This window comes from Variovorax sp. PAMC28562 (assembly GCF_014303735.1).
Lineage (GTDB): Bacteria > Pseudomonadota > Gammaproteobacteria > Burkholderiales > Burkholderiaceae_C > Variovorax.
The window spans coordinates 1327567-1349937 of record NZ_CP060296.1 but is presented as its reverse complement, the minus strand read 5'-3'; the positions used below and the strand labels follow the sequence as shown (position 1 = coordinate 1349937).

The 22371-nt window shown below is 65.1% G+C and carries 19 protein-coding genes and 1 riboswitch; of the genes, 4 read left to right on the top strand and 15 right to left on the bottom strand.

Annotated features, from left to right (window positions below):
* Positions 1–3: 3 nt before the first annotated feature.
* The 10 genes from H7F36_RS06380 to H7F36_RS06335 form a co-directional block, all read right to left on the bottom strand.
* Positions 4–477 (bottom strand): (2Fe-2S)-binding protein, encoded by a 474-nt coding sequence (locus tag H7F36_RS06380; protein WP_187053890.1) that lies wholly within the window; start codon positions 475–477, stop codon positions 4–6.
* Positions 477–1121, bottom strand: coding sequence for a bifunctional nicotinamidase/pyrazinamidase (gene pncA, locus H7F36_RS06375; protein ID WP_187053889.1), 645 nt, complete (start codon positions 1119–1121; stop codon positions 477–479). Before pncA ends, H7F36_RS06380 begins: the two co-directional genes overlap by 1 nt.
* 36 nt (positions 1122–1157) lie before the next feature.
* Complete coding sequence (locus H7F36_RS06370) at positions 1158–1892, bottom strand: ABC transporter ATP-binding protein (protein WP_187053888.1); 735 nt, start codon at positions 1890–1892, stop codon at positions 1158–1160.
* A complete protein-coding gene (locus H7F36_RS06365) occupies positions 1889–2725 on the bottom strand; it encodes an ABC transporter ATP-binding protein (protein ID WP_187053887.1) in 837 nt (278 codons plus the stop codon). Before H7F36_RS06365 ends, H7F36_RS06370 begins: the two co-directional genes overlap by 4 nt.
* Positions 2722–4668 (bottom strand): ABC transporter permease, encoded by a 1947-nt coding sequence (locus H7F36_RS06360; protein WP_187053886.1) that lies wholly within the window; start codon positions 4666–4668, stop codon positions 2722–2724. The genes H7F36_RS06365 and H7F36_RS06360 overlap by 4 nt, the downstream gene beginning before the upstream one ends.
* 41 nt (positions 4669–4709) lie before the next feature.
* The gene (locus tag H7F36_RS06355; RefSeq protein WP_187053885.1) at positions 4710–5915 is read right to left on the bottom strand and encodes an ABC transporter substrate-binding protein; all 1206 of its coding nucleotides are present in this window, start codon (positions 5913–5915) and stop codon (positions 4710–4712) included.
* Positions 5916–6069: 154 nt separating this feature from the next.
* Positions 6070–6654: an amino acid synthesis family protein gene (locus H7F36_RS06350; RefSeq protein WP_187053884.1), complete on the bottom strand. Its 585-nt coding sequence runs from the start codon at positions 6652–6654 to the stop codon at positions 6070–6072.
* A 40-nt stretch (positions 6655–6694) separates the two neighbouring features.
* Positions 6695–7336, bottom strand: a complete 642-nt coding sequence (locus tag H7F36_RS06345; protein WP_187053883.1) for an amino acid synthesis family protein — start codon at positions 7334–7336, stop codon at positions 6695–6697.
* A gap of 30 nt (positions 7337–7366) precedes the next feature.
* Entirely contained in the window at positions 7367–8296 is a 930-nt protein-coding gene (locus tag H7F36_RS06340) for a UPF0280 family protein (RefSeq protein WP_187053882.1), read from the bottom strand.
* Between the two features lie 15 nt (positions 8297–8311).
* On the bottom strand, positions 8312–9901 hold the full coding sequence (locus H7F36_RS06335; protein WP_187054828.1) for a 6-hydroxynicotinate reductase: 1590 nt from the start codon (positions 9899–9901) through the stop codon (positions 8312–8314).
* 271 nt (positions 9902–10172) lie between these two features.
* Here H7F36_RS06335 and H7F36_RS06330 point away from each other — a divergent pair, with 271 nt between their 5' ends.
* The 4 genes from H7F36_RS06330 to H7F36_RS06315 all read left to right on the top strand — a co-directional run bounded on the left by H7F36_RS06330 (position 10173) and on the right by H7F36_RS06315 (position 13833).
* Positions 10173–10946, top strand: coding sequence for a ferredoxin--NADP reductase (locus H7F36_RS06330; RefSeq protein WP_187053881.1), 774 nt, complete (start codon positions 10173–10175; stop codon positions 10944–10946).
* A complete protein-coding gene (locus tag H7F36_RS06325) occupies positions 10946–11701 on the top strand; it encodes a TetR/AcrR family transcriptional regulator (protein WP_187053880.1) in 756 nt (251 codons plus the stop codon). Before H7F36_RS06330 ends, H7F36_RS06325 begins: the two co-directional genes overlap by 1 nt.
* Entirely contained in the window at positions 11647–12846 is a 1200-nt protein-coding gene (locus tag H7F36_RS06320) for an amidohydrolase family protein (RefSeq protein WP_187053879.1), read from the top strand. The genes H7F36_RS06325 and H7F36_RS06320 overlap by 55 nt, the downstream gene beginning before the upstream one ends.
* A gap of 72 nt (positions 12847–12918) precedes the next feature.
* The gene (locus tag H7F36_RS06315; protein WP_187053878.1) at positions 12919–13833 is read left to right on the top strand and encodes a protein NO VEIN domain-containing protein; all 915 of its coding nucleotides are present in this window, start codon (positions 12919–12921) and stop codon (positions 13831–13833) included.
* 39 nt (positions 13834–13872) lie between these two features.
* Here H7F36_RS06315 and H7F36_RS06310 read toward each other — a convergent pair whose 3' ends face one another.
* The 5 genes from H7F36_RS06310 to dinG form a co-directional block, all read right to left on the bottom strand.
* Complete coding sequence (locus H7F36_RS06310) at positions 13873–14271, bottom strand: GtrA family protein (RefSeq protein WP_187053877.1); 399 nt, start codon at positions 14269–14271, stop codon at positions 13873–13875.
* Between the two features lie 40 nt (positions 14272–14311).
* Complete coding sequence (locus H7F36_RS06305) at positions 14312–15271, bottom strand: glycosyltransferase family 2 protein (RefSeq protein ID WP_187053876.1); 960 nt, start codon at positions 15269–15271, stop codon at positions 14312–14314.
* A complete protein-coding gene (locus tag H7F36_RS06300; protein WP_261802514.1) occupies positions 15268–17070 on the bottom strand; it encodes an ArnT family glycosyltransferase in 1803 nt (600 codons plus the stop codon). Before H7F36_RS06300 ends, H7F36_RS06305 begins: the two co-directional genes overlap by 4 nt.
* Positions 17071–17124: 54 nt before the next feature.
* Positions 17125–19893 (bottom strand): methionine synthase, encoded by a 2769-nt coding sequence (gene metH, locus H7F36_RS06295; protein ID WP_187054826.1) that lies wholly within the window; start codon positions 19891–19893, stop codon positions 17125–17127.
* 41 nt (positions 19894–19934) lie between these two features.
* Positions 19935–20018: riboswitch (S-adenosyl-L-homocysteine riboswitch) on the bottom strand.
* A gap of 49 nt (positions 20019–20067) precedes the next feature.
* Positions 20068–22353 carry an ATP-dependent DNA helicase DinG gene (dinG, locus tag H7F36_RS06290; protein WP_187053875.1) on the bottom strand — a complete coding sequence of 762 codons (2286 nt, stop codon included), beginning with the start codon at positions 22351–22353 and terminating at the stop codon, positions 20068–20070.
* Positions 22354–22371: the final 18 nt, after the last annotated feature.

Below are 22371 nucleotides of genomic sequence, written 5' to 3'. Positions count from 1 at the left end.
CGCTCATGACGCGGCCTCAGCCAGCCGCAGCGCCGCTATCTGGACCGCGCGAACGATCTCGACATGCGTGCCGCAACGGCACAGGTTGCCGGACAGCTCGGCGCGGATACGGTCTTCGCTGGGATTCGGCTCGCGCGCCAGCAGTGCGGCCGCTTGCATCACCATGCCGTTGAGGCAGTAGCCGCATTGCGCCGCCTGCGCGTCTTCGAAAGCCTTTTGAACGGGGTGCCAGTCATGGCGCGATCCAAGCCCTTCGAGCGTGGTGATCTCGCGCCCTTCGACGCCGTGCGCCGGGATCACGCAACTGCGCGCCGCCACGCCGTCGACCCACACGGTGCAGGCGCCGCACTGGCCGAGTCCGCAGCCGTACTTGGGCCCGTTGAGCCCGAGGTCGTTGCGCAGCACGTGCAGCAGCGACGCCTCGCGCGACACGGACAGCGGTTGCGCTCGGCCGTTAACGGTCAGGGAAAAGTCCATCAACCGATTAGCTCGGCCGACTGGATGCGCCCGACGCCCTGCGCGGCCATCTGCGCCCAGGCCTTGTCGAGCGAGCCATCGAGATCGATCGCACGCGTCGCGTCTTCGATGACGAACGCGGTGAAGCCGGCGGTGCGCGCATCGAGCGCGGTCCACGCGACGCAGAAGTCGGTCGCGAGTCCGGTTACATAGACGGTGTCGATGCCGCGCGCATGCAGGTACGCCGCCAGGCCGGTCGACGTCTTTCGATCGGCTTCCTCGAAGGCTGAATAACTGTCGATGCCCGGATGGAAGCCCTTGCGGATGATGAGTTGTGCCGTGGGAAGGTGGAGGTCCTTGTGCAGCGCGGCGTCTGCGGTGCCCTGCACGCAATGGACCGGCCACAGCACCTGCTCGCCATACGGCATCGTCGCCATCTCGTAAGGGCTGCGGCCCGCGTGGTTGACCGCGAAAGAGGCATGGCCGGGCGGATGCCAATCCTGCGTGATGACGATGTTCTCGAAGACGGACGCGAGGCGGTTGATCACCGGCACGACTTCGGCACCGCCTTTCACCGGCAGGCCACCGCCGTCGATGAAGCCGTTCTGCACGTCGACCACGATCAGTGTCGTTCGACTGAATGCGCTGGGCAGCTCTGCATGCATGGTGGGGCTCCTTGACTGGATGATTGAAGCGACAAATCAAACGCTCAGATATTGCCGCCGCACATCTTCGTTGGCGGCAAGCTCGGCCATCGACGCGTGAAAACGGATCTGACCTTTTTCAAGCACATAAGCGCGATCAGACACCAGTTCCGCAAAGTGCATGTTCTGCTCCGACAGCAGGATGCTGACGCCCTGCGACTTGAGCTCGAGGATCATGTTGGCCATCTGTTCGACGATGACCGGCGCGACGCCTTCTGACGGTTCGTCGAGCAGCACCAGATACGGGTTGCCCATCAGCGTGCGCGCGACGGTCAGCATCTGCTGCTCGCCGCCGCTCATTCGGCCACCCGGCCGGTTCGGCATTTCGCCGAGATTGGGAAACAGCTTGAAGAGCCGCTCGGGCGTCCAGACCGGTGCCGCCGTGCCGTCGGTCCAGTGCCGTTCAGGCTGCTTGCCGACTTCGAGGTTCTCCATCACCGTGAGATCGGTGAACACGCGCCGGTCTTCCGGCACGAAGCCGAGCCCGAGGCGCGCCGCCACATGCGGCTCGCTCTTCGAAATGTCGTGCCCCAGGAAGCGCACCGCGCCGCGCCGTTTGGTCAGCATGCCGATCAGTGTCTTCAGCGTGGTCGACTTGCCGGCGCCGTTGCGGCCCATCAACGCGACGACTTCGCCGCGCCGCACCTCGAGGTCGACGTCGTACAGGATTTGCGCTGCGCCGTACCAGGCGCAGAGCGACTTGGCTTCGAGCAGCAATTCGTTTGCACTCATACGGCAGCCCCCAATGCGGCCGACACAGCCGCCGCTTTCTCCGCGATCTTCTCGAAGGTCTTGCCGCTGCCGAAGTACACCTCCTGCACTTTCGGGTGGTCGCGGATCTCGAGCGGTTTGCCCTGCGCGATCAGGCGTCCGCGCGCCAGCACGATCATGCGATCGGCGTACGCGAACACCACGTCCATGCTGTGCTCGGTGAACAGCACGGCCAAGCCGCGGCTGATCACGAGGTCTTTGGTCAGTGCCATCAGCGAGTTGCGCTCCTTAGGTGCCATGCCGGCAGTGGGCTCGTCCATCAACAGCAGCTTGGGTGCGTTGGCCATCGCGATGGCGAGCTCGACGCGCTTGACGTCACCGTAAGCCAGTTCGCTGCACGGCCGATCGGCCTGCGCCTTCATGCCGACCTGGTCGAGCAAGGCGATGGCCTCGTCGCGCTTGTGCTCGGCGGCGCGGCGCCACATCGAGAACAGCTTGCCGTCGTGCGACAGCATCGCCATCTGCACGTTCTCGACCACCGTCAGTGAAGCGAAGGTTTCTGCGATCTGGAAGGTGCGGCCGACACCCAGGCGCCAGATGGCGCGCGGCTTCATGCCCACCAGTTCGTGACCGTCGAACAGGATGGAACCCTGGTCGGCCTTGAGCTGCCCGTTGACCATGTTGAAGGTGGTCGACTTGCCCGCGCCGTTCGGCCCGATCAGCGCCAGCAGTTCGCCGGCCTTCAACTCGAAGTCGATGCCGTCGACCGCCTTCACGCCACCGAAGGATTTGCCGAGGCCGGTGACCTTCAAAAGCGGGACGTCGGTCACGGATGTTGCGATGTCTGCGTTCATGGAAGTTGCTCCTTCCCCTTCCGGGGGAAGGCTGGGACGGGGGTATCCCCCGCCATTACAGTCTTGCGTTTCAGCTTGTCGAACATCTGCTTGGAAAACCCCGCGATGCCCTGCGGGAACAGCAGCACCAAAATCAAAATAATCGCACCCAGCATCGCGCGCCAGTAGTCGGTATTGCGCGCCACCGTGTCGTGCAACCAGCTGAAGGTGACGGCACCGACGACCGGGCCCGCCAGAGTCTGGACACCGCCTAACAACACCATGACGAGCCCGTCGACCGACTTGTCGACGCTCAGGCTCTCTGGCGAAATGCTGCCTTTGGAGAACGCATAGAGCGAGCCCGCTAGACCGGCTGCGGTGCCGGCGATGACGAACGCCGTCCATTGCATGCGCTTGACGTCGATGCCGATGGCGTCGGCACGCAGCACCGAGTCACGCCCGGCGCGCAGCGCGTAGCCGAAGGGCGAGAACAGCACGCGGCGCAGCAGCAGCACGCCGGCCGCCACCAGGATCAGCGTGAGCCAGTAGTACATGCGCTTGTCCGACAGCCATTCCGACGGCCAGACGCCGGTGAGCCCGTTGCTGCCGCCGGTGAACGAATCCCACTGGTAGACGATGGCCCAGGTGATCTGCGCGAAGGCCAGCGTCAGCATCGCCAGATAGACCCCCGACAGCCGCACCGCGAACCAGCCGTAGACGAAAGCGCCGATGGCTGCGACCAGCGGCGCCACGATCAACGCGAGTTCCATCGGCAGGCCGCTGGCCTTGACCAGCAGCGCAGCGCCGTAGGCACCCAGGCCGAAATACGCGGCGTGGCCGAACGAATGCATTCCGGCCGGACCCATGATGAAGTGCAGGCTGGCAGCGAAGAGCGCGGCGATCAGCAGGTCGATCATCAGCACCGTGGTGTACGGCGAGTCGACCGTGAGCAGCGGCATCGCCATCAGCAGTACGCCGAGCACGGCAACGGCCCACAGATAGCCCTTGCTGGCGCGACGCAATGGTTCTTCAGCCATACCGACATAGCGGCTCGGCGCCTGCGGCCGGCCGAACAGGCCCCACGGGCGCCACACCAGCACGATCGCCATCACGATGAAGTCGACCACCAGCGTGAGCTTGGAGAACGAGACGCTGTAGCCGAAGAGTTCCACCACGCCGAGCCAGATGCAGACCGCCTTGATTTCGGAGATGAGCAGCGCGGCGACGTAGGCACCGGGGATCGAGCCCATGCCGCCGACAACCACCACAACAAAGGCGGCACCGATGGTGTTCAAGTCCATCGCCAGCGTGGCCGGCTCGCGCGGCAGTTGCAGCGCACCACCGAGTCCCGCGAGCATGGCGCCCAGCGCGAACACCGCCGTAAAGAGCCACGCCTGGTTGACGCCCAGCGCACTGACCATCTCGCGGTCTTGCGTGGCGGCGCGCACCAGCGTGCCGAAGCGCGTGCGTGTCAGCAGCAACCACATGAGGCCGAGAACGACCGGGCCGACGACGATCAGAAACAGGTCGTAGGTCGGGAACTGCCGCCCGAGAATTTCAACCGCGCCCGACAAACCCGGCGCGCGGGGGCCGAGCAATTCGTCGGGCCCCCATAGATAGAGCACCGCGTCCTTGATGACCAGGACGAGTGCGAAGGTGGCCAGCAACTGGAACAGTTCCGGCGATTTGTAGATGCGCCGCAGCAGCACCATTTCGATCAGCGCGCCGAGCACCCCGACGGCCAGCGCGGCGATCACGACGGCCGGCCAGAAACCGAGCCCGGTGCCGAGCCGGTCGACCAGCGTGTAGGCAATGTAGATACCCACCATGAAGAAGGAGCCGTGCGCGAAGTTGACGATGCGCGTGACCCCGAAGATCAACGACAGACCCGCGCCCACGAGGAACAACGAAGAAGCCGATGACAGCCCGGTGAGGAACTGCAGCAGCAGGGACGAGAGGCTCATGAGTCGGGCAGTCGAAAGCTAGCGGTCGAAAAAAAGAACGATCAGTCTGCGGCGCGCGACTTCTTGACGTCGGCGGCGCTCGGCTGGAACTTGGCGCCGTCGAAGTACGTGTAGTCGACCATCACGCCCTTGCCGCCTTCATTCTTGGTCTTGCCGACGAACGCACCCATCGTCGATTGATGGTCTTCGGCGCGGTAGGTGATCTTGCCGAATGGCGTGTCGACCGGCAGGCCCTTGAAGGCGGCGACCAGCTTCAGCGGCTCGGTGCTCTTCGCCTTGGCGATGCCGGCTGCGACCGACTTGATCATGGTGTATCCGACCACCGAGCCGAGGCGCGGATAGTCGTTGTACTTGGCGTGATAGGCCAGGAAGAAGGCCTTGTGCTCGGGCGTTTGAATGCCGTACCACGGGTAGCCGGTGACGATCCAGCCGTTGGGCGTCTCTTCCTTGAGCGGATCGAGATACTCGGGCTCGCCGGTCAGCACGCTGACGACCGCGCGGTCTTTGAAGAGGCCACGCGTATTGCCTTCGCGCACGAACTTCGACAGGTCGGCACCGAACAGCACGTTGAAGATGGCGTCCGGCTTGGCATCGGCCAGCGCTTGCGCGACCGCACCGGCGTCGACCTTGCCCAGCGGCGGCGCCTGCTCGGCCACGAACTCGACATCGGGCTGTGCCGCCTTCAGCAGCGTCTTGAACGCAGCGACTGCCGACTGGCCGTATTCGTAGTTGGGGTACACGACGGCCCAGCGCTTCTTGTTGAGCTTGACGGCTTCGGGTACCAGCATCGCGGCCTGCATGTAGGTACCGGGGCGCAGGCGGAAGGTGTACTCGTTGCCGCCCTGCCATGTCATCTTGTCGGTCAGTGGTTCGCCGGCCAGAAAGAAAATTTTCTTTTGCTTGGCGAAGTCGGCCACGGCCAGGCCGGTGTTCGACAGGAAGGTGCCGGTCAGCACATCGATCTTTTCGCGCGCCACCAGTTCTTCGGCCACGCGCACGGCGTCGCCGGGGTTCGCGTTGTCGTCACGCGTGATGAGCTCGACCTTCTTGCCGTTGACGCCGCCCTTGGCATTGATCTCCTCGACCGCCAGCTCCATTCCCTTCTTGTAGGGCTCGAGGAAGGCGGGCTGCGCCTTGTAGCTGTTGACTTCGCCGATCTTGATCACGCCCTGCGCATGGGCGGGCACGACGGCGATGGCGAACACGGCGAGGGCCGCGGCGCTGAAGACATGACGCAATGGGTTCATCGGAAAACTCCTTCGGGATGGTGACAAGTAACGAATGAGTAGCTCTTCGCCGGGAACACCGCGGAACGGGCTTTGCCCGGCCGCTGGTGTTGCCCCCTGCAAGGGGGTTGGTGAAGCGACACGAAGTGCGCGAAGGCTGGGGGTGTGCTCATGTTCAGCGAAGACCGTCTTCGCCTTTGATCTCGCTGGCCTTCAGGCCGCCGATGCGCGGCAGTGGTCGGCCGCTGTCGGTGACGGCCACGGCAACGACGATCTCGTTGGCGCGCGGCGCATCTGACACACGCGCTTCGATCGCGTCGAAGTGGCTGCGCACGAATGCGGCGTCCTTGTGACCGAGCGGCACGTCGATGGCGGTGCCGAGCGTGCCGCGCTTCTTGCTCGACGGCACCAATGCGGCGCCTTTTTCGACCGCGGCTCGCAGGGGCGCGCCCAGCTTCGGATGCAGGATGGCCGCCGCATGTTCGAGCTCGCCGGCCTCGCCGACGATGGCCGCCTTGCCGTAACTCTCGACGTCGCCGGGCGCGATGCCCAACGCGGCGACGGCCTTCTGTCCGAGCAGTGCGCCGAGCTCTTCGCCGATGGCGATCAGCGCGTCGAGGTTCTCGCTGTAGCGGCCGGCGTACGGGTTCTCGATGACGGCGATGGCGACGGCACGACGCGTCGGCGGATCGATGGGCTGGCCCATTTCCTTGCGGATTTCGTCGACTTGCACAACGAGTTTTCTGATGTTCGCGCTCATGAATTCTTCCTTGTCTTTCTATGCGTCGTGGGTGCTGCGTTCAACGCAGGCCATCCCATTTGGCGATGTCTTTGGCCAGCAACCCACCGACGCGCGCGTGGATGCGATAGCCCGTGCTCATCGCCAGGATGAAGACGATTTCGTCCGCAGCCGGCGCACCGGGCACGCGCACCTCGATCGCATCGAACTGACCACGCACGTAGCTGGCATTGATGTTGGTCAGCGGCACGTCGAGCGCGGCACCGGGCGGGCCGACCTTCTTGGTCGACGGCACGATCGACAAGGCGTTGGCCGGCTGGCCGGTCCCGGCGGCGGCCTTGCCCGCCATGTAGGCGACGCGGTCGCCCTTCCAGCCGAGCAGCTCGCGCATCGCATAGCCGCCGGGCACATGCCACAGCGCACCGTGCTCCAGCTCGCCGGAAGCGCCGACGATGGCGCCCTTGCCATAAGTCGCAAGCCGGTCGAGCGGCACGTCCATGGCGGCATGCAGCCGGTGCGCCATGTCGACCCCGACCGGATCGAGCAAGGCCATCATCGGCAGGATGTCGGGCTCGTAGCGGCCGGCGAACGGATTGGTCATCACCACGCCGATGGCGCCACGCACCAACGGAGTCTCGGCGCGCGGCCCGAACTCGTGGTGGATGTGCTCGACATGGGTGAAGACGCGACGGATATCGATCATTGCGATCATTGAAAGTTGCCTTGCTTTTCGTTAAGCAAATACTGAACCAACTGCAGACATCGCGACGCGCCCGGCGGGCTGCGCGTTCTGCAATGCGTCCGAGCATAAGGGCTCGACCATGCGCCATTGCTTCTGGCAAACCAGCACGGCCGCGTGGATGCGGCCGGCCTGTTGCAGCGCCTTGGCACAGGCCGCTCCCGCCTCCAGTGCACGGCGCACCTGCAGGGGATCGAGCGTCGCGACATCGACCGTCACAGGGATGTCACCGAGGTCGCTGTCGTCCTTGCATTCGCTGGCCGGTTTGCGTCGAATGCCCGCGTCGTCGACATCGACCGCGTTGGCGATCACCGTCGCCGCCGCATCGGCCTCGGCTGCAGTGGCCGCCAGCACGGTGACGCTGTCCGCGATGCCGAGCGACAAGCTGCGGCCGCGCCAGCCGCTGGTCGCGACACCGCGCACCGGCATGTCGGCAGTGATGTCGAATTGGCCGTCGGTGAAGAGCGGGCCGGCGTCGCGCCAATCGAAGGTCGCGATGTCCGCCAGCAGGCCGATGCGCACCTGCGCGCCCGGCGCGAGGTGCAGCGCGATGTCACCGCCGTTGTTGATCCAGGCACGTTCGATACCGCTGCGCAGATAGCAGGCGACGAGCTCTTGCGCGATTGAGCCGGCGACGGCTGCCATCGGCGTGATGAAGCCGGCACTGAAGGGGGCGCAGGCCGACCACATGCGGCGTGCGATAGGGCCGTGCAGCGTATGCGTCGCCTGCACTGTTTGAATCGGTCGACGCAGTTCGCGCAGCTCGCCCACCAGTTCGTCGAGCACGCCGGCGAAGCGCTGCCACGCGGCCTCATGTGCCTCGGCAACGACCGCGGCATCGCCATGTGCCTCGGCGATGACGTCGATCGGCCCGTGGCTGAAATGCCAGCGGTCCGCGTCGAGCCGGTTGCGTCGTGCCGTCATATTCGGAGCAGTGCCTTAACCCAGCATCGGCGGTTGACCCAGTGGCCACGGATTGGCCTCGTCGATCGCCAGCCACTGGCGCGCGAGCGGGGCGCCATCGTCTTGCCAGGCACCGCGCGCGAGCGCCTGCTCCAGCGAAAAGATGCTGTCCATGTGGCCGCCGAGGGCGGCGTAGTCGTCGCGCCGCATGCTGAACTCGATCGGCGCGACGATGGCCGGCGTCGGCACGGTGCCGAAGCTGTTGTCGGGCATCCGCATGACATCCGCCATGACCGTGATGCCGCCGCCGGGCCAGACATAGGCTGGCGCGCCGCCGCAGGTCACGTTGACCAGCGCCTGCTTGATCGCACGCGTCAGCAGCACCGGGTTTTCCGTGACGCCGGCGCGCAGGCTGCCGCCGGCGCCGCCGAGAAACAACACCGTGCACAGCGACGGTTCGCAGTTCTCGCCGATGCGCTCGACGATGCGGCGCACCTCGGACGGCATCGGCTGCTCGACGGGCCGCAGCGCGTCGTCCAGCACGTACCACTGCGCGTGCTCGCCGGTGGTCGATGTCATGAGCAGGCGCAGGCCGGGCTTGGCGACGCCCGCTTCCCAACCTTCGATGATCGACAGCGGATCGTCGATGTCGGTGCCGCCCCAGCCATTGCCCGGATTGGCCACCTGAAAGTAACGGCCGGGCGTCGATTTGCGGCCGCGCATCTGCACCCCCGACTTCGGCATATCGAGGCACTTGCCGGCTTGGTGTTCGGTGAGCACGCCGGTGATGTGGTCGTCGACCACCACCACCTCGTCGGCCACGCTGGCGAACTGGCGCGCGAAGATGCCGACGGCCGCCGAGCCGCAGCCGACGCGCATGCGCTGCTCTTCGACGCCGTTGACGATCGGCGCCTTGCCCGCCTGGATCACCATGCTCGCGCCGCCGTCGATGGTGCATTCGACCGGCTTCTTGTTGCCGAGCAACTGCATCAGCTCGACCGTCATGCGGCCTTCTTTCTTGCTGCCACCGGTGAGGTGATGCACACCCCCGAGCGACAGCATCTGCGAACCGTATTCCGCCGTGGTGACGTGCCCCACGACTTCGCCTCGGTAGCGCACGTTGGCCTGTTCGGCGCCCAGAAAACGATCGGTGTCGATCTTCACCTTCAGGCTGCAGTAGCTGAAGATGCCTTCGGTCACGACGGTGATCATGTCCACGCCGCGCGCCTTCGACGCCACGATAAAGGGCGCCGGTTTGTAGTCGGGGTACGTCGTCGACGAGCCAACGCCGGTAACGAAGACTTCGTCGGAATGCAGCAGGTCGCCGTTCCAGTCGGGGTCGATGCCATCGGCGGTTTCTGCGGCCGGTCGGTCGAAGGGTACGAGTGCGGGCGAGGCGCTCGACAGCTCACGACGCAGCAGCACCACGGGATCGACGCGCACCAGCACGCCGTCGCGGTTGGCGTACCGATCGCAGGCGCCGGTGCGGCCATCGGAGATCTGACACAGCACGGGGCAGGCGTTGCACTCGATCTTGGCCGGCTTGGCGACGGCGTGGTCCTCGCGGCTGGCGGGCACCGGCATGTCCATGCCGGGCAATCCGTCTGTCTTGGTGTGTTCGGTCATCGTGGCGATCTCGTTGGGATTCTTCTGGATGCGTGTTCCCGCTGCGTGCAACAAACGTGCCGACAGCCGCGCTTGTAGGGCGTCTGACATTTGTGTAGCATTCCCTACACTTTCATGTGGTGTTCACTACATTCACGGTCAATGTAGCAAACGGGCCCGAGGCTTGCAATGGTGTTTTCGAGCGGCGTTTCCAAAGCGGGCTCGCAAGGCTTTTGGCAACCTAGGACAATCGGATGATCGACTTCTGTTCACAACCAACATCGAATCCCGTATGAGTGCATTCAGCGAAGAACGCGTTTTGACCGTCCACCACTGGACCGATCGGCTGTTCACCTTCACCACCACGCGAGATCCTTCCCTGCGCTTCTCCAACGGCCACTTCACCATGATCGGCCTCAAGGTGAACAACAAGCCGTTGTTGCGCGCCTACAGCATCGTGAGCCCCAACTACGAAGAGCACCTGGAGTTCCTGAGCATCAAGGTCGAAGAAGGCCCGCTGACCTCGAAGCTGCAGCACATCCAGCCGGGCGACACCATCATCGTGGGTCGCAAGCCCACGGGCACGCTGCTCATCGACTACACGCTGCCCGGCAAGCGGCTCTATCTGTTCGGCACCGGCACCGGCCTCGCACCGTTCATGAGCATCATCCGCGACCCGGAAACGTACGAGAAGTTCGAGAAGGTCATCCTGGTGCACGGCGTGCGCCAGATCGACGAGCTGGCGTATCACGACCTGGTGACCGACCACCTGCCCAAGCACGAGATCCTGGGCGAGATGATCGAAAAGCAGTTGCTCTATTACCCGACCGTGACGCGTGAAGAGTTCCGCAACATGGGCCGCATCACCGAGCTCATCGAGAGCAACAAGCTGACCGACGACCTTGGCCTGCCGCCGATCAATGCCGCAGAAGACCGCGTCATGCTGTGCGGCAGCCCCGGACTGCTGGTCGACCTGAAGCACATGCTCGAAGCGCGAGGCTTCAAGGAAGGCAACACGTCGACGCCCGGCGACTTCGTGATCGAACGCGCCTTCGCTGAAAAATAATGGAGCGCAAGGCTGCCGCCAAGCCCACACGTCGTACCGGCGTGCGCGAGGCTGCGGCGCAGGCCACGCGCGATTCGATCTTGAAGGCGGCGACCAAGGTCTTCGCCAAGTACGGTTACGACGGCGGAAGCGTCGAGAAAATCTCGAAAGCCGCCAAGTCGTTCGACCGGATGATCTATTACTACTTCGGCAGCAAAGAGGGCCTCTTCATCGCGGTGCTCGAAGGCATCTACCGGCGCATGGACGAGGCCGAGGCCTCGATCGAACTCGATGCCACGCGGCCTGTCGAGGCGCTCACCGCGGTGATTCGCTTCGTGCTCGGCTACTACCGCAAGAACCCCGAGTTCGTCACGCTGCTCAACACCGAGAACCTGCACAAGGGTCGGCACATCGCCAAGTCGCTGCGGGCGCGCGAGTACTCCTCGCAGGCCATCGCCATCATCCAGCAACTGCTCACGAGCGGCGTGCAGCAAGGGCTCTTTCGCGCCGACGTCGCCGCGCGCGATCTCTACCTGCTGATCGCGTCGACCGGCTACTTCTATACGTCGAACCGACACACGCTCACGGCGTTTCTGGGCGAGCCGCTCGAAACGCCCGAAGCGGTGTCGCACTGGGAAGACTTCGTCATCGAGACCGTGTTGCGCACGGTCGATGCCGGCGTCCCCGATGAACCAACAACAGTCCCCCACGAGGTCAAGAAATGGCAGAAATCGCAACCGGCGGCAAGTCGGGCAAAGTCGTCATCCAGAACATAGGCCTGCTGCTTTCGGGCGACATCGACAAGCCCATCCTCGATGCCGACACCATCGTGGTGAACGACGGCTTGATCGTCGCGGTCGGCAAGTACAAGGACCTGGATGTCGAGGGTGCCAAGACCGTCATCGACTGCCATCAGACCACCGTGGCGCCCGGTCTCATCGACAGCCACGTGCACCCGGTGTTCGGCGACTGGACGCCACGCCAGAGCCAGCTCGGCTGGATCGAGTCGAGCATGAACGGCGGCGTGACGACCATGATCTCGGCCGGTGAAGTGCACCTGCCGGGACGACCGAAAGACATCGTCGGACTGAAGGCGCTCGCCATCACGGCGCAACGCGCGTTCGACAACTTTCGCCCGGCCGGCGTGAAGGTGCTGGCCGGTGCGCCCGTCATCGAAAAAGGCATGGTCGAGAGCGACTTCAAGGAACTGGCCGAAGCCGGCGTCGGCCTGCTGGGCGAAGTGGGACTGGGCACGGTCAAGGCCGGCTACGAAGCCAAGGAGATGGTGGCCTGGGCGCGCAAGTACGGCATCCAGAGCACCATCCACACGGGTGGCCCATCCGTGCCGGGTTCGGGCTACATCGACAAGGACGTGGTGCTCGAAGCCGACGCCGACATCATCGGCCACATCAACGGCGGCCACACCTCGCTGCCCGAAGCGCATGTGTGCGAGCTGTGCGAGAAGAGTTCGCGCGCCATCGAGATCGTGCACAACGGCAATGAGAAAACCGCCATCGCCGCGGCCCGCGCCGCCATGGAACTGAAGTGCCCGCACCGCGTCATCCTCGGCACCGATGGCCCTGCGGGTTCGGGTGTGCAACCGCTCGGCATCCTGCGCATGGTGTCGTTCATTTCAGCCTTCGCCAACATTCCGGCAGAGCAGGTGTTCTGCTTTGCGACCGGCAACACGGCGCGCATCCGTAATCTGAACAGCGGCCTGATCGAAGTCGGCCGCGATGCCGACTTCGTGTTCATGGACCGGGCGCAGCATTCGCCCGCTGCCGGACTGCTGGAGAGCGTGCAGATTGGCGACATTCCGGGCGTCGGCATGGTGATGATCGACGGCATCGTGCGTTGCGGCCGGAGTCGCAATACACCGCCTGCGACCGAGGTGCCGACGGTACTTTCCGGCGCGCACTGAGCGCTTGCACTAGAGCGCGCAAAGACTTCGCGGCATACTTGAAACGGTCACAACCCGCAGATTCCCCCCCGCATGGAAAAAGAAGTCGAACCCGCCGTCCTGGCCCTCATCAACGAAAAGCGCCTCACCGGCGAAAAACGCACGCCTGTCGAAATCATTGCCCGGATGGGCGTGTTCGAAGCACGCGACAAAGCGGGCGATCACGCCTGGCTGGCGACCGGCGACAACGTCATCGCCACCGTCTGGGCGGAGCTGGTCAGCATCTCCGGCGATGGGCGCTGGTTCTATCTCGAGTCGCTGGATGCGCAGCGCCGGCTGGACGGCGGGGAGCGAAGCGCCCAGCAGATTCAGCGCGCCAAAGACCGTCTGACTTTGCTCAAGCGGTCGCTCGACGCGGGCCAAGGCGTGCGGGCCGTATTGCAGACGAACCGCATCGCGATTGCCGACCTGGAAACAGACAAGGCGGCCAAAGTCTCGACACGTGTCCCGGACGAGCAGGAATGGCACGTCGCTTCGTGGGATGCCGACCTGAAGGTCGCAGTGCTGGTGCGTGGCGCGCGCGGCTGGCTGCCTACCGACGAAGACATGCTGGCCGCACGTGCGCGGGGCGGCGTTCCGGTGCCGCCGCCGAAAGTCGTGGTGGTCGTCGCCTCCCGTGAAGAGCTGCAGACGGCCGCGCTGGAGTATCTGACGCGCCACTTCGCGGGCTACGGCTACAAGCCCGAGAACGTGGTCGGCCAGAACCTCGGCTACGACATCGAGGTCAAGGACAAGAAGGGCGCCACGTTGCTCAAGCTCGCGGTGAAAGGCACGGCGGCGGGGATGGCCAGCTTTCAGCTCTCGGCGCAAGAGCGCGCGTGCGCCAAGACGACAGACCAATGGCGTTTGGTCGTCGTTACCGATGTCCCCGGCCCGGCGGCGGCGCACAAGCTCTACAAGCCCACCGAAATCGACAGCGCATCAGGGCTCGAGCCGCTGCTCGACTAGCCTGCCCGGCCCCACCCCGCGTGGCGTCGCGGTTCCCAGTCAGGGACCGCGCCGGGCATTGAACACCAGCTGCCGCGCCGACAGAAAGTTCAGCGTGAGGCCGGCGCAGCTGCCGAGCGCGACGCCGAGCGCGGGCGCCCAGCGACCGTCGATCCAGTGCAGGGTCGCGACGTAAACCACATAGTTGATGGCGGCGCCGCCCAGCATCGTCACCAGGTAGCCGAGGTACTCACGCCAGATCGACGTGTTCGACGACCGCGCCGCGAAGGTGTAGCGCCGGTTGAGCGCCCAGGTCGCGCTGGCCGCCGCCAGAAACGACAACACGCGCGCCGCATACCAGCCGAACACCGGCGCGGCGAGGTACAGCACGCCGACGTCGACGCCCAGGCCGACGATGCCCACCGCAGCGAAGGTCAGGAATTCACGACCGAGCTTCATCGCGCTTTGATCGCCGCATCGCTGCACATCGGTGGATGCTTCAAGGCCCGACAGCGTGTCGCACGCCCGGGATCGCGAGGTAGCGCAGCCGCTTGGCTTCCCGCCGGCCGATGGTCACCGTGTGCAGCACCACGCCGCAAACGAAGGCGAGCATGGCGGTCAGCATGCTGCCGGTGAGCAGCACGGCTGTCGGCAAGCGCGGCACCAGACCAGTGTGGACGTAAGTGAGCGCCAGCGGCAGGGCGGCGAGCAGCGACACGAGCGCCAGCACGCCGGCGATGCTGGCAAAGAACTGCAGCGGCCGTTCGCTCACGAACAGCTTGCAGATCGTCTTCAGGATGCGCCAGCCGTCACGGTAGGTCGACAGCTTGCTGTGCGAGCCCTCGGGCCGCGAGCGATAGCGCACCGGCAGTTCGGCGAAGGGCATGCGCAGTTCGAGCGCGTGCACCGTGAGTTCGGTCTCGATCTCGAAACCCGCCGACACGGCCGGGAACGACTTGGCATAGCGGCGCGAGAACACCCGGTAGCCCGACAGCATGTCGGTGAGGTGGCCGCCGAAGAGTCCGGCGACAGCGCCAGTCAGCATGCGATTGCCGAGACGGTGCCCGGCCCTGTAGGTGTCGGCATCGGCACCGTCGTCGACACGGTAGCCCACCACCATGTCCAGGTTGCCGGCGAGCAGCGCGTCGATCATCGGGCGCACGCCGTCGAGGTCGTAGGTCGCATCCCCATCGACCATCACATACACATCGGCCTCGACATCCGCGAACATGCGCCGCGTGACGTTGCCCTTGCCGGCCAGCGCCACATGCGTGACGCGCGCCCCGCTGGCGCGTGCCACTGCGGCGGTGTCGTCGGTGGAGCGGTTGTCGAAGACATGGATCTGCGCTTCGGGCAAGACGTCGCGGAACTCGGCGATGACTTGGGCGATGGCGAGCGCTTCGTTGAAGCACGGAATGACGGCGGCGATGCGCAGGGAAGGTGAGGAGAGTTCGGTCATGGCGCGTCCGCGAGGATACGGTAGGCCTTGGCACCGTCCTTTTCGAACAGTGGAACGAAGTGCTTGTCGAAGCCGGGCTTGCTGCTCAGGCCCGCCACATAGGGCGAGGCGACGACCAGAGAACCGAAGCCCAGCGACATGAACTTGCGCGCCATCTCGGCTGGCGGCGCCGCCAGAAAATCGGCGTAGCGCCACGGCCCGAGCGTGTCGCCCCAGACCTCGTCGGGGCCGTAGTAGATCGCCTCGCTCAGCGCCACCTGATAGAGCTTGCCGTGCGGATGCTCGCGCAGGTAGCGCATCACTTCATAGCCCGGCACGTTCACGCGCAGGAAGGCGTCGCGCGCGCTCGGCGTGACCGAGACCATGGCGCCTTTCTTGAAGGTCTGTTGCACCGACATAACGGCGAGCGTGACGATCAACAGTCCACCGACCCAGGCGCCGACCGTCGACCATCGTGACCACGCCGCGAATGCCGGTGCGGCCTTGCGAACGCCCGAAGCGATCGCCTTGAAGAACACGGCCCAGCCCAGCGCAGCCATGAGCGCGACCAACGGGTACGACGCCGTCATGTAGCGCGGATAGCGCGACGTCACGAACCAGACGACCAGCGAGTAGGCGCAGAACACGACCGCCGCGCGCACCGCCGCAGACCGCTTGAACCATGGGCTCAAAGGCGCCAGCACGACGCCCCAGATCGCCAGGTTCGGCCATGCCGCGTGCGCCTTCACGTCGTCGAACTGGTTCTGATAGTCGGCGGCGTTCCAGTTGGTGAAGCCGAACAGGCGCGCGCCGATCGGGTTGAACGGGTCGCCCGTCGTGATGGCGTTGCGCGCGTACCAGTAGATGCACGGCAACAAGAAGCTCAACAGCGCGAGCGCCAGCACCTTGGGCCGACGCTCGCGCCACAGCACGAACACCGCGACCAACGGAAGAAAGGTCAACGCCTGGTACTTGCACCCTGCCGCCACGCCGAAGAAAAACGTCGCCACGACCAGCCAGCGCGGCGCTTGCGGACGCTTCGCACCCTGCGCCTCGCGCCACCACCACAGCGCGACGCAGCCGGCCAGCACGAACAGTGCGACGCCCATGTCGATCAGCGCACTGGCGTAGTCGCCCAGGCCGAGCCAGATGGCGGCGCCGGCGAGCGCGAGCGTGCGGCTGGTGTGCTGTCGTCCGAGCCGATAGACCATCCCTACCGACAGTGCGCCCGCGAGCGCGCTCAGGAAGTGCGGCAGCACGTCGTCGCCGACCAGCAGCGCGGCGGCATAGAGCAGGTTGTAGTTGTACGGAAACCAGGGGTAGCGCAGCCAGTCGTGGATGCCGAGCGCGCCGGTCTGCGCCAGCATGCGCGCGTACGGCAGGTGGTACATCAGTTCGTCGAAGACGGCGGGCGGTGCGAGCGGTGCGACCAGCGCCGGAAGAGCGATCAGCGCGAGCGCGGCGAGTGCGGCTTTGTCGAGCCACGACATCGGCGCGTCGGCGCCCCAGGAGGAAGGAAAGGCAGCAGCCGCGGCACGCTCACGCAATTGCCGCCGCCATGCCGGCACTTGCAGCGCCGCAGCGCCGATGCCGATAGCGACCAGCACAATCACGCCCGTCACGCCGAACAATCCCGCAATGGCCAATGCCTGAAACGCGCAGATGAACAGGCCGACCCCGAGCGTGGCGCTTATTCCGGCTTCGAGCCAAACGTCGGCCGGCGTGGGCACGCCGATGCGCGACAACACGGCGCGCCCGTAGCCCCAACAGCTCACGACGAACACCGCCAGCGCCGCGTAGTGCGACGCGGCAAAGATCAACTTCTGGAAAATAGAAACTCCCGGTCGCCGGCCACGGACGCACCGGCCGACGGGTTATAGATTCGGGGCCAGCAGCCGCTCCAACTCGGCCTCGCTTTGTTTCCTGCGCGCCGCCTGGTCCTGCAACTGGTCATGCCCGATTTTGCCGACGTTGAAGTACGTCGAGTCAGGATGGCTCAAATGGAAGCCGCTGACGCTGGCGGCGGGCGTCATCGCGAGGCTTTCGGTCAGCGTCATGCCGATGTCCTGGCACTGCATGACTTCGAACATCTCGCGCTTGACGCTGTGGTCGGGGCACGCCGGATAGCCGGGCGCCGGTCGAATGCCGCGGTACTTCTCGGCGATCATGTCCTCGTTGCTCAGGCCTTCGTGCGGCGCATAGCCCCAGAGGTCGGTGCGCACGCGGTGATGCAGCGATTCGGCAAACGCCTCGGCCAGCCGGTCGGCCAGCGCCTTCAGCATGATGGCCGAGTAGTCGTCCAGGTCGTCGACGAAGTACTTCTCCTTCTTCTCGACGCCCAGGCCCGCGGTAACGGCGAACATGCCGACATAGTCTTTCAGGCCGCTGTCTTTCGGCGCGACGAAGTCGGCCAGGCAGCGGCTCGGTCGCATCACGCCGTCGATCATCTGTTTCTCGGTCTGCTGGCGCATGCCATACCAGGTCATGGCGACTTCGGTGCGGCTCTCGTCGGTATAGAACTCGATGTCGTCGTCGTTCACCGTGTTGGCGGGCCAGAAACCGACGATGCCGCTGGCGCTGAGCCAACGCCCTTCGATCAGGCGCTTCAACATGCGCTGACCGTCGGCATACACGCGCACGGCTTCGGTTCCGACCACCTCGTCTTTCAGGATGGCGGGAAACGGACCCGCGAGGTCCCAGGTCTGGAAGAACGGGCCCCAGTCGATGTACTTGGCGAGCTCGGTCAGGTCGTAGTTCTTGAACACGCGGCGACCGATGAACTTGGGCACCGGCGGCGTGTAGTTCTTCCAGTCGATCGGCGTCTTGTTGGCCCGCGATTTCGCCAGCGACCACATCGGTATCTGCTTCTTGTTGGCGTGCTGCAGTCGCACCTTTTCGTAGTCGGCGTTGAGTTCTTCGATGTACTTGGTCGCGTTGTCCGAAAGGAGGCTCTGCGCCACACTCACGCTGCGCGAGGCATCGGGCACGTAGACGACCGGGCCCTCGTAGTGCGGCGCGATCTTGACGGCCGTATGCACGCGACTGGTGGTCGCGCCACCGATCATCAGCGGGATTTTCTTGATGCGGAAATGGTCGTCGCGCTGCATCTCGCCGGCGACATACTGCATCTCTTCGAGGCTCGGCGTGATGAGGCCCGAGAGCCCCACGATGTCGGCGCCCTCGACCTTGGCGCGCGCCAGAATTTCGTGGCACGGGACCATCACGCCCATGTTCACCACTTCGAAGTTGTTGCACTGAAGCACGACGGTGACGATGTTCTTGCCGATGTCGTGCACGTCGCCCTTCACCGTCGCGATGATGATCTTTCCCTTGGTGCGCACATCGCGCCCCGCGGCTTCGTCGAGCAGTTTTTCCGCCTCGATGTAGGGCAGCAAATGCGCCACGGCCGACTTCATCACGCGGGCCGACTTGACCACCTGCGGCAAGAACATCTTGCCCTGGCCGAACAGATCGCCCACGACGTTCATGCCGGCCATGAGCGGCCCTTCGATCACGTGCAGCGGCCGGCCGCCCTTCGCCAAAATGATCTGGTAGGCCTCCTCGGTGTCGTCGACGATGAAGTCGGTGATGCCGTGCACCATCGCATGCGACAGCCGCTGGTCGACCGCCACCGGATGCTCCGACGTGCCGCGCCACTCGAGCTTCTTGCTCTCGTCCTTGGCGCCGCTCTTGGCCGTCTCGGCCACTTCGACGAGGCGCTCGCCAGCGTCTTCGCGGCGGTTGAGCACCACGTCTTCCACCCGCTCGCGCAGCACCGGCTCGAGGTCGTCGTACACGCCGACCATGCCGGCATTCACGATGCCCATGTCCATGCCCGCCTTGATGGCGTGGTACAAAAATACAGTGTGGATGGCCTCGCGCACCGGGTCGTTGCCGCGAAAGCTGAAGCTCACGTTCGACACGCCACCCGACACCCGTGCGCCCGGCAGGTTTTGCTTGATCCAGCGCGTCGCGTTGATGAAGTCGACCGCGTAGTTGTTGTGCTCTTCGATGCCGGTCGCGATGGCGAAGATGTTCGGGTCGAAGATGATGTCTTCAGGCGGAAAGCCGACCTCGTCGACCAGGATGCGATAGGCCCGCTCGCAGATTTCGATCTTGCGCTGGTAGGTGTCGGCCTGGCCCTTTTCGTCGAACGCCATGACCACCGCTGCCGCGCCGTAACGCCGCACCAGCTTGGCCTGCCGCTTGAAGCCGTCGACGCCTTCTTTCATCGAGATCGAGTTGACGATGCCCTTGCCCTGGATGCAGCGCAGCCCCGCTTCGATGACGTCCCACTTGGAGCTGTCGACCATGATCGGCATCCGCGCGATGTCGGGTTCGCTGGCGATCAGGTTGAGAAACCGGACCATGGCAGCCTTGCTGTCGAGCATGGCCTCGTCCATGTTGATGTCGATTACCTGCGCGCCGTTCTCGACTTGCTGGCGTGCTACCGCGAGCGCCTCCTCGAACTGACCGTTCAAGATCATTCGGGCAAATGCTTTCGAACCGGTGACGTTGGTGCGCTCGCCGATGTTGACGAACAAGGCGCCCTCGCCGATGGTGACCGGCTCCAGGCCGGAGAGCATCAGCGGCGGAGGAATCGGGGTACCTGAGGTCTCTGGGGACTCGGAGTTCGGGGACATCTGGGACATCTGGGACACGGGCTCACCTGTAGATTTTTGAAATCAGGTGAGCGTCGTTGCGATCCCGAGCCTGACGTGACCGGGTCTTGAGAAAGACCGGTCAACGCTGCAACGCTCCTCGAGAGACTCAATTTTAGGCGGCTTTCGGATCGTCGATGCCGCGTGAGGGTTTGGTCAAACGACCACCGCCACCTCCGCCGCACACACAGTCGTCAGCGCAAACGCCGGCAAGCCCTGCAGCAACCGTTGCCCATAAGACGTACGAACCAGCCGCCGGTCATAGCAGTACACGCTCGCCCGATCGTCCTCGCTGCGGATCGCGCGACCGACCCACTGCGCCAAACGGATCGCCGTGGCCGGCACCACCAACTCGGTGAAAGGATCGCGGCCGACTGTACGCAGCCACTCGGCGCGCGCTTCGCTCACCGGATCGTCGGGTGATGCGAACGGCAGCTTGGCGATGAAGACCGACTCACACAGCTTGCCCGGCAGATCCAGCCCTTCGCCAAACGACTGCATGCCGAAGATGATCGAAGGCAGGCCCTCGGCCACGCGGTGGCGGTGCGTGGCCATCAACTGCTGGCGCGGCATCGCCGTCTGCAGCAGCACGATGGACTTCAGGCGGGACGTCAGCGCCTCGACGGCCATGCGCAATTGCTCCCGCGAGGTGAACAGCACGAGCGCACCGTGCCGCACATCGGCCAGATCGCGCATCAAGGCTTTCACCATCTCGGCGACATAGGCGGCAGCTTCGCGCGGATCGGCTCGGGTCTCGACCGCGATGAGCTTGCCTTGCTTGGCGTAGTCGAACGGGCTGGGCACTTCGAGCGTGGTCGCGACGCCTTCCTCGTGCAAACCGTGCAGCCCCGACTCGCGCAAGAAAAAATCAAAGCGTCCGCAGCTGGTCAACGTGGCCGATGTGAGCACTGCGCCGCGCACCTTGTTCCACAGGTTGTTGCGCAGCGTCGCGCCGGGCAGCAACGGACTCGCGTGGGCTTGCAGCGTGGCCAGGTCGCCATCGACTTCCAGCGTGAACCATTTGGCGGCCGGCGCTGCACCGGGCGTTGCGTCGCGCAGCAGCAGTTGAGCGGTGTCGAGTGTCTGTTCGAGCCGTGGCGCCAGCGCGCCGAGTTGGGCATACATGGCGGACAGCCGGCGGGCGAGCGCGGGCTGGTCGCGCATTTCGGCTCGCAACGCGCTCGCGATGACACGCAACGCATCCAAAAATCCGGATGCATGGTGCGCCACCCGACCGAGTGGTCCCTGCAGCGCTTCCGGCAGTTCACCGAGCGGCAAACGTGCCCGGGATGTGTTGCGACCCGTTGCGTTGAAGGCGTTCGCGAGGCCGGTCTGGAGCGCTTCTCCGTACAGCTCCATCACCAGCCGCTCGACCTGTTGCAGTGCCTGTCGCATCTGCGAGGCATGCATCGGAATGTCGGCCACCTCGGTCACCTCCAGCCGCACACCGACGCGCACCGCACGCTGGGCCAGCCGCTCGGCCCACGCGTGGCGGCCCAGGTCCATGCGGCAGGCAAATTGCGCGAGCGCGGTGGCCGGCAAATGGTGCGCCTCGTCGAGGATCAGCAGGCAGTTGTCGAGCTCGGGTAGCAAACGGTTGTTGAGCGACGACAGCAACAGGTCGTGGTTGACCACGATCACCTGCGCGCCGACCAGCGTCTTGCGGCGCTCGTAGTAGACGCAGCCGTTGAACGATGGGCAATGCTTGCCGGTGCACGACGCAGCGTCGGCCGCCATCGGTGCCCAGAGGTCGGCGGCGGGCTGGGCGTCGAGCGAATCACGGTCGCCATCCCACACGCCGCGGTCAAGCGCTTGCGCGATACCGGTATGGAACTGGAGGCGCGCAGCGACCTCGTGCGGTGGCCGCACGGCGCGCGACGCGCCCTCGCCGGCTTCTTCGTCGGCGAACAGGTCGTCTTCGAAGTTGTCGCCCTCTTCGCCGTGGCTTCCGTGCTCTGCGGCGGCGCCATCCGCCGCCATGCCGGTCAGGCGTTCAAGCTTCAGCTTGCACACATAGCGACCACGGCCCTTGGCGAGCGCGAAGCGAAACGGCTCGGGCAGCAGCGCGGCGAGCGCCGGCAAGTCCTTGTTCACCAACTGCTCTTGCAGCGCGACCGTAGCGGTGGAAATCATCACGCGCGTGTTGCGCGCCAAGGCCAGCGCGATGGCAGGTGCGCAATAGGCGAGCGACTTGCCGACGCCAGTCCCTGCCTGGATCACGGCAATCGCGCGGACCGGCTCATCGGCGCCGCTGACGGCGCCGATTTGCGACTCTTGCGGAAGATTCGACTTTTCAGCCTTGCCGAGCGTGGCAACGCTCAGCGTGCGCGCCACGTGTTCGGCCATGCGCCGCTGCCCTTCGCGGCTGCGAAAGCCCTTGCTCGCGGCCACCGCCCCGTCGAACGCCTGCAAGGCCGACGCGGCCCATTCCAAAGATGACATCGAGCGAGTGTTGCATGC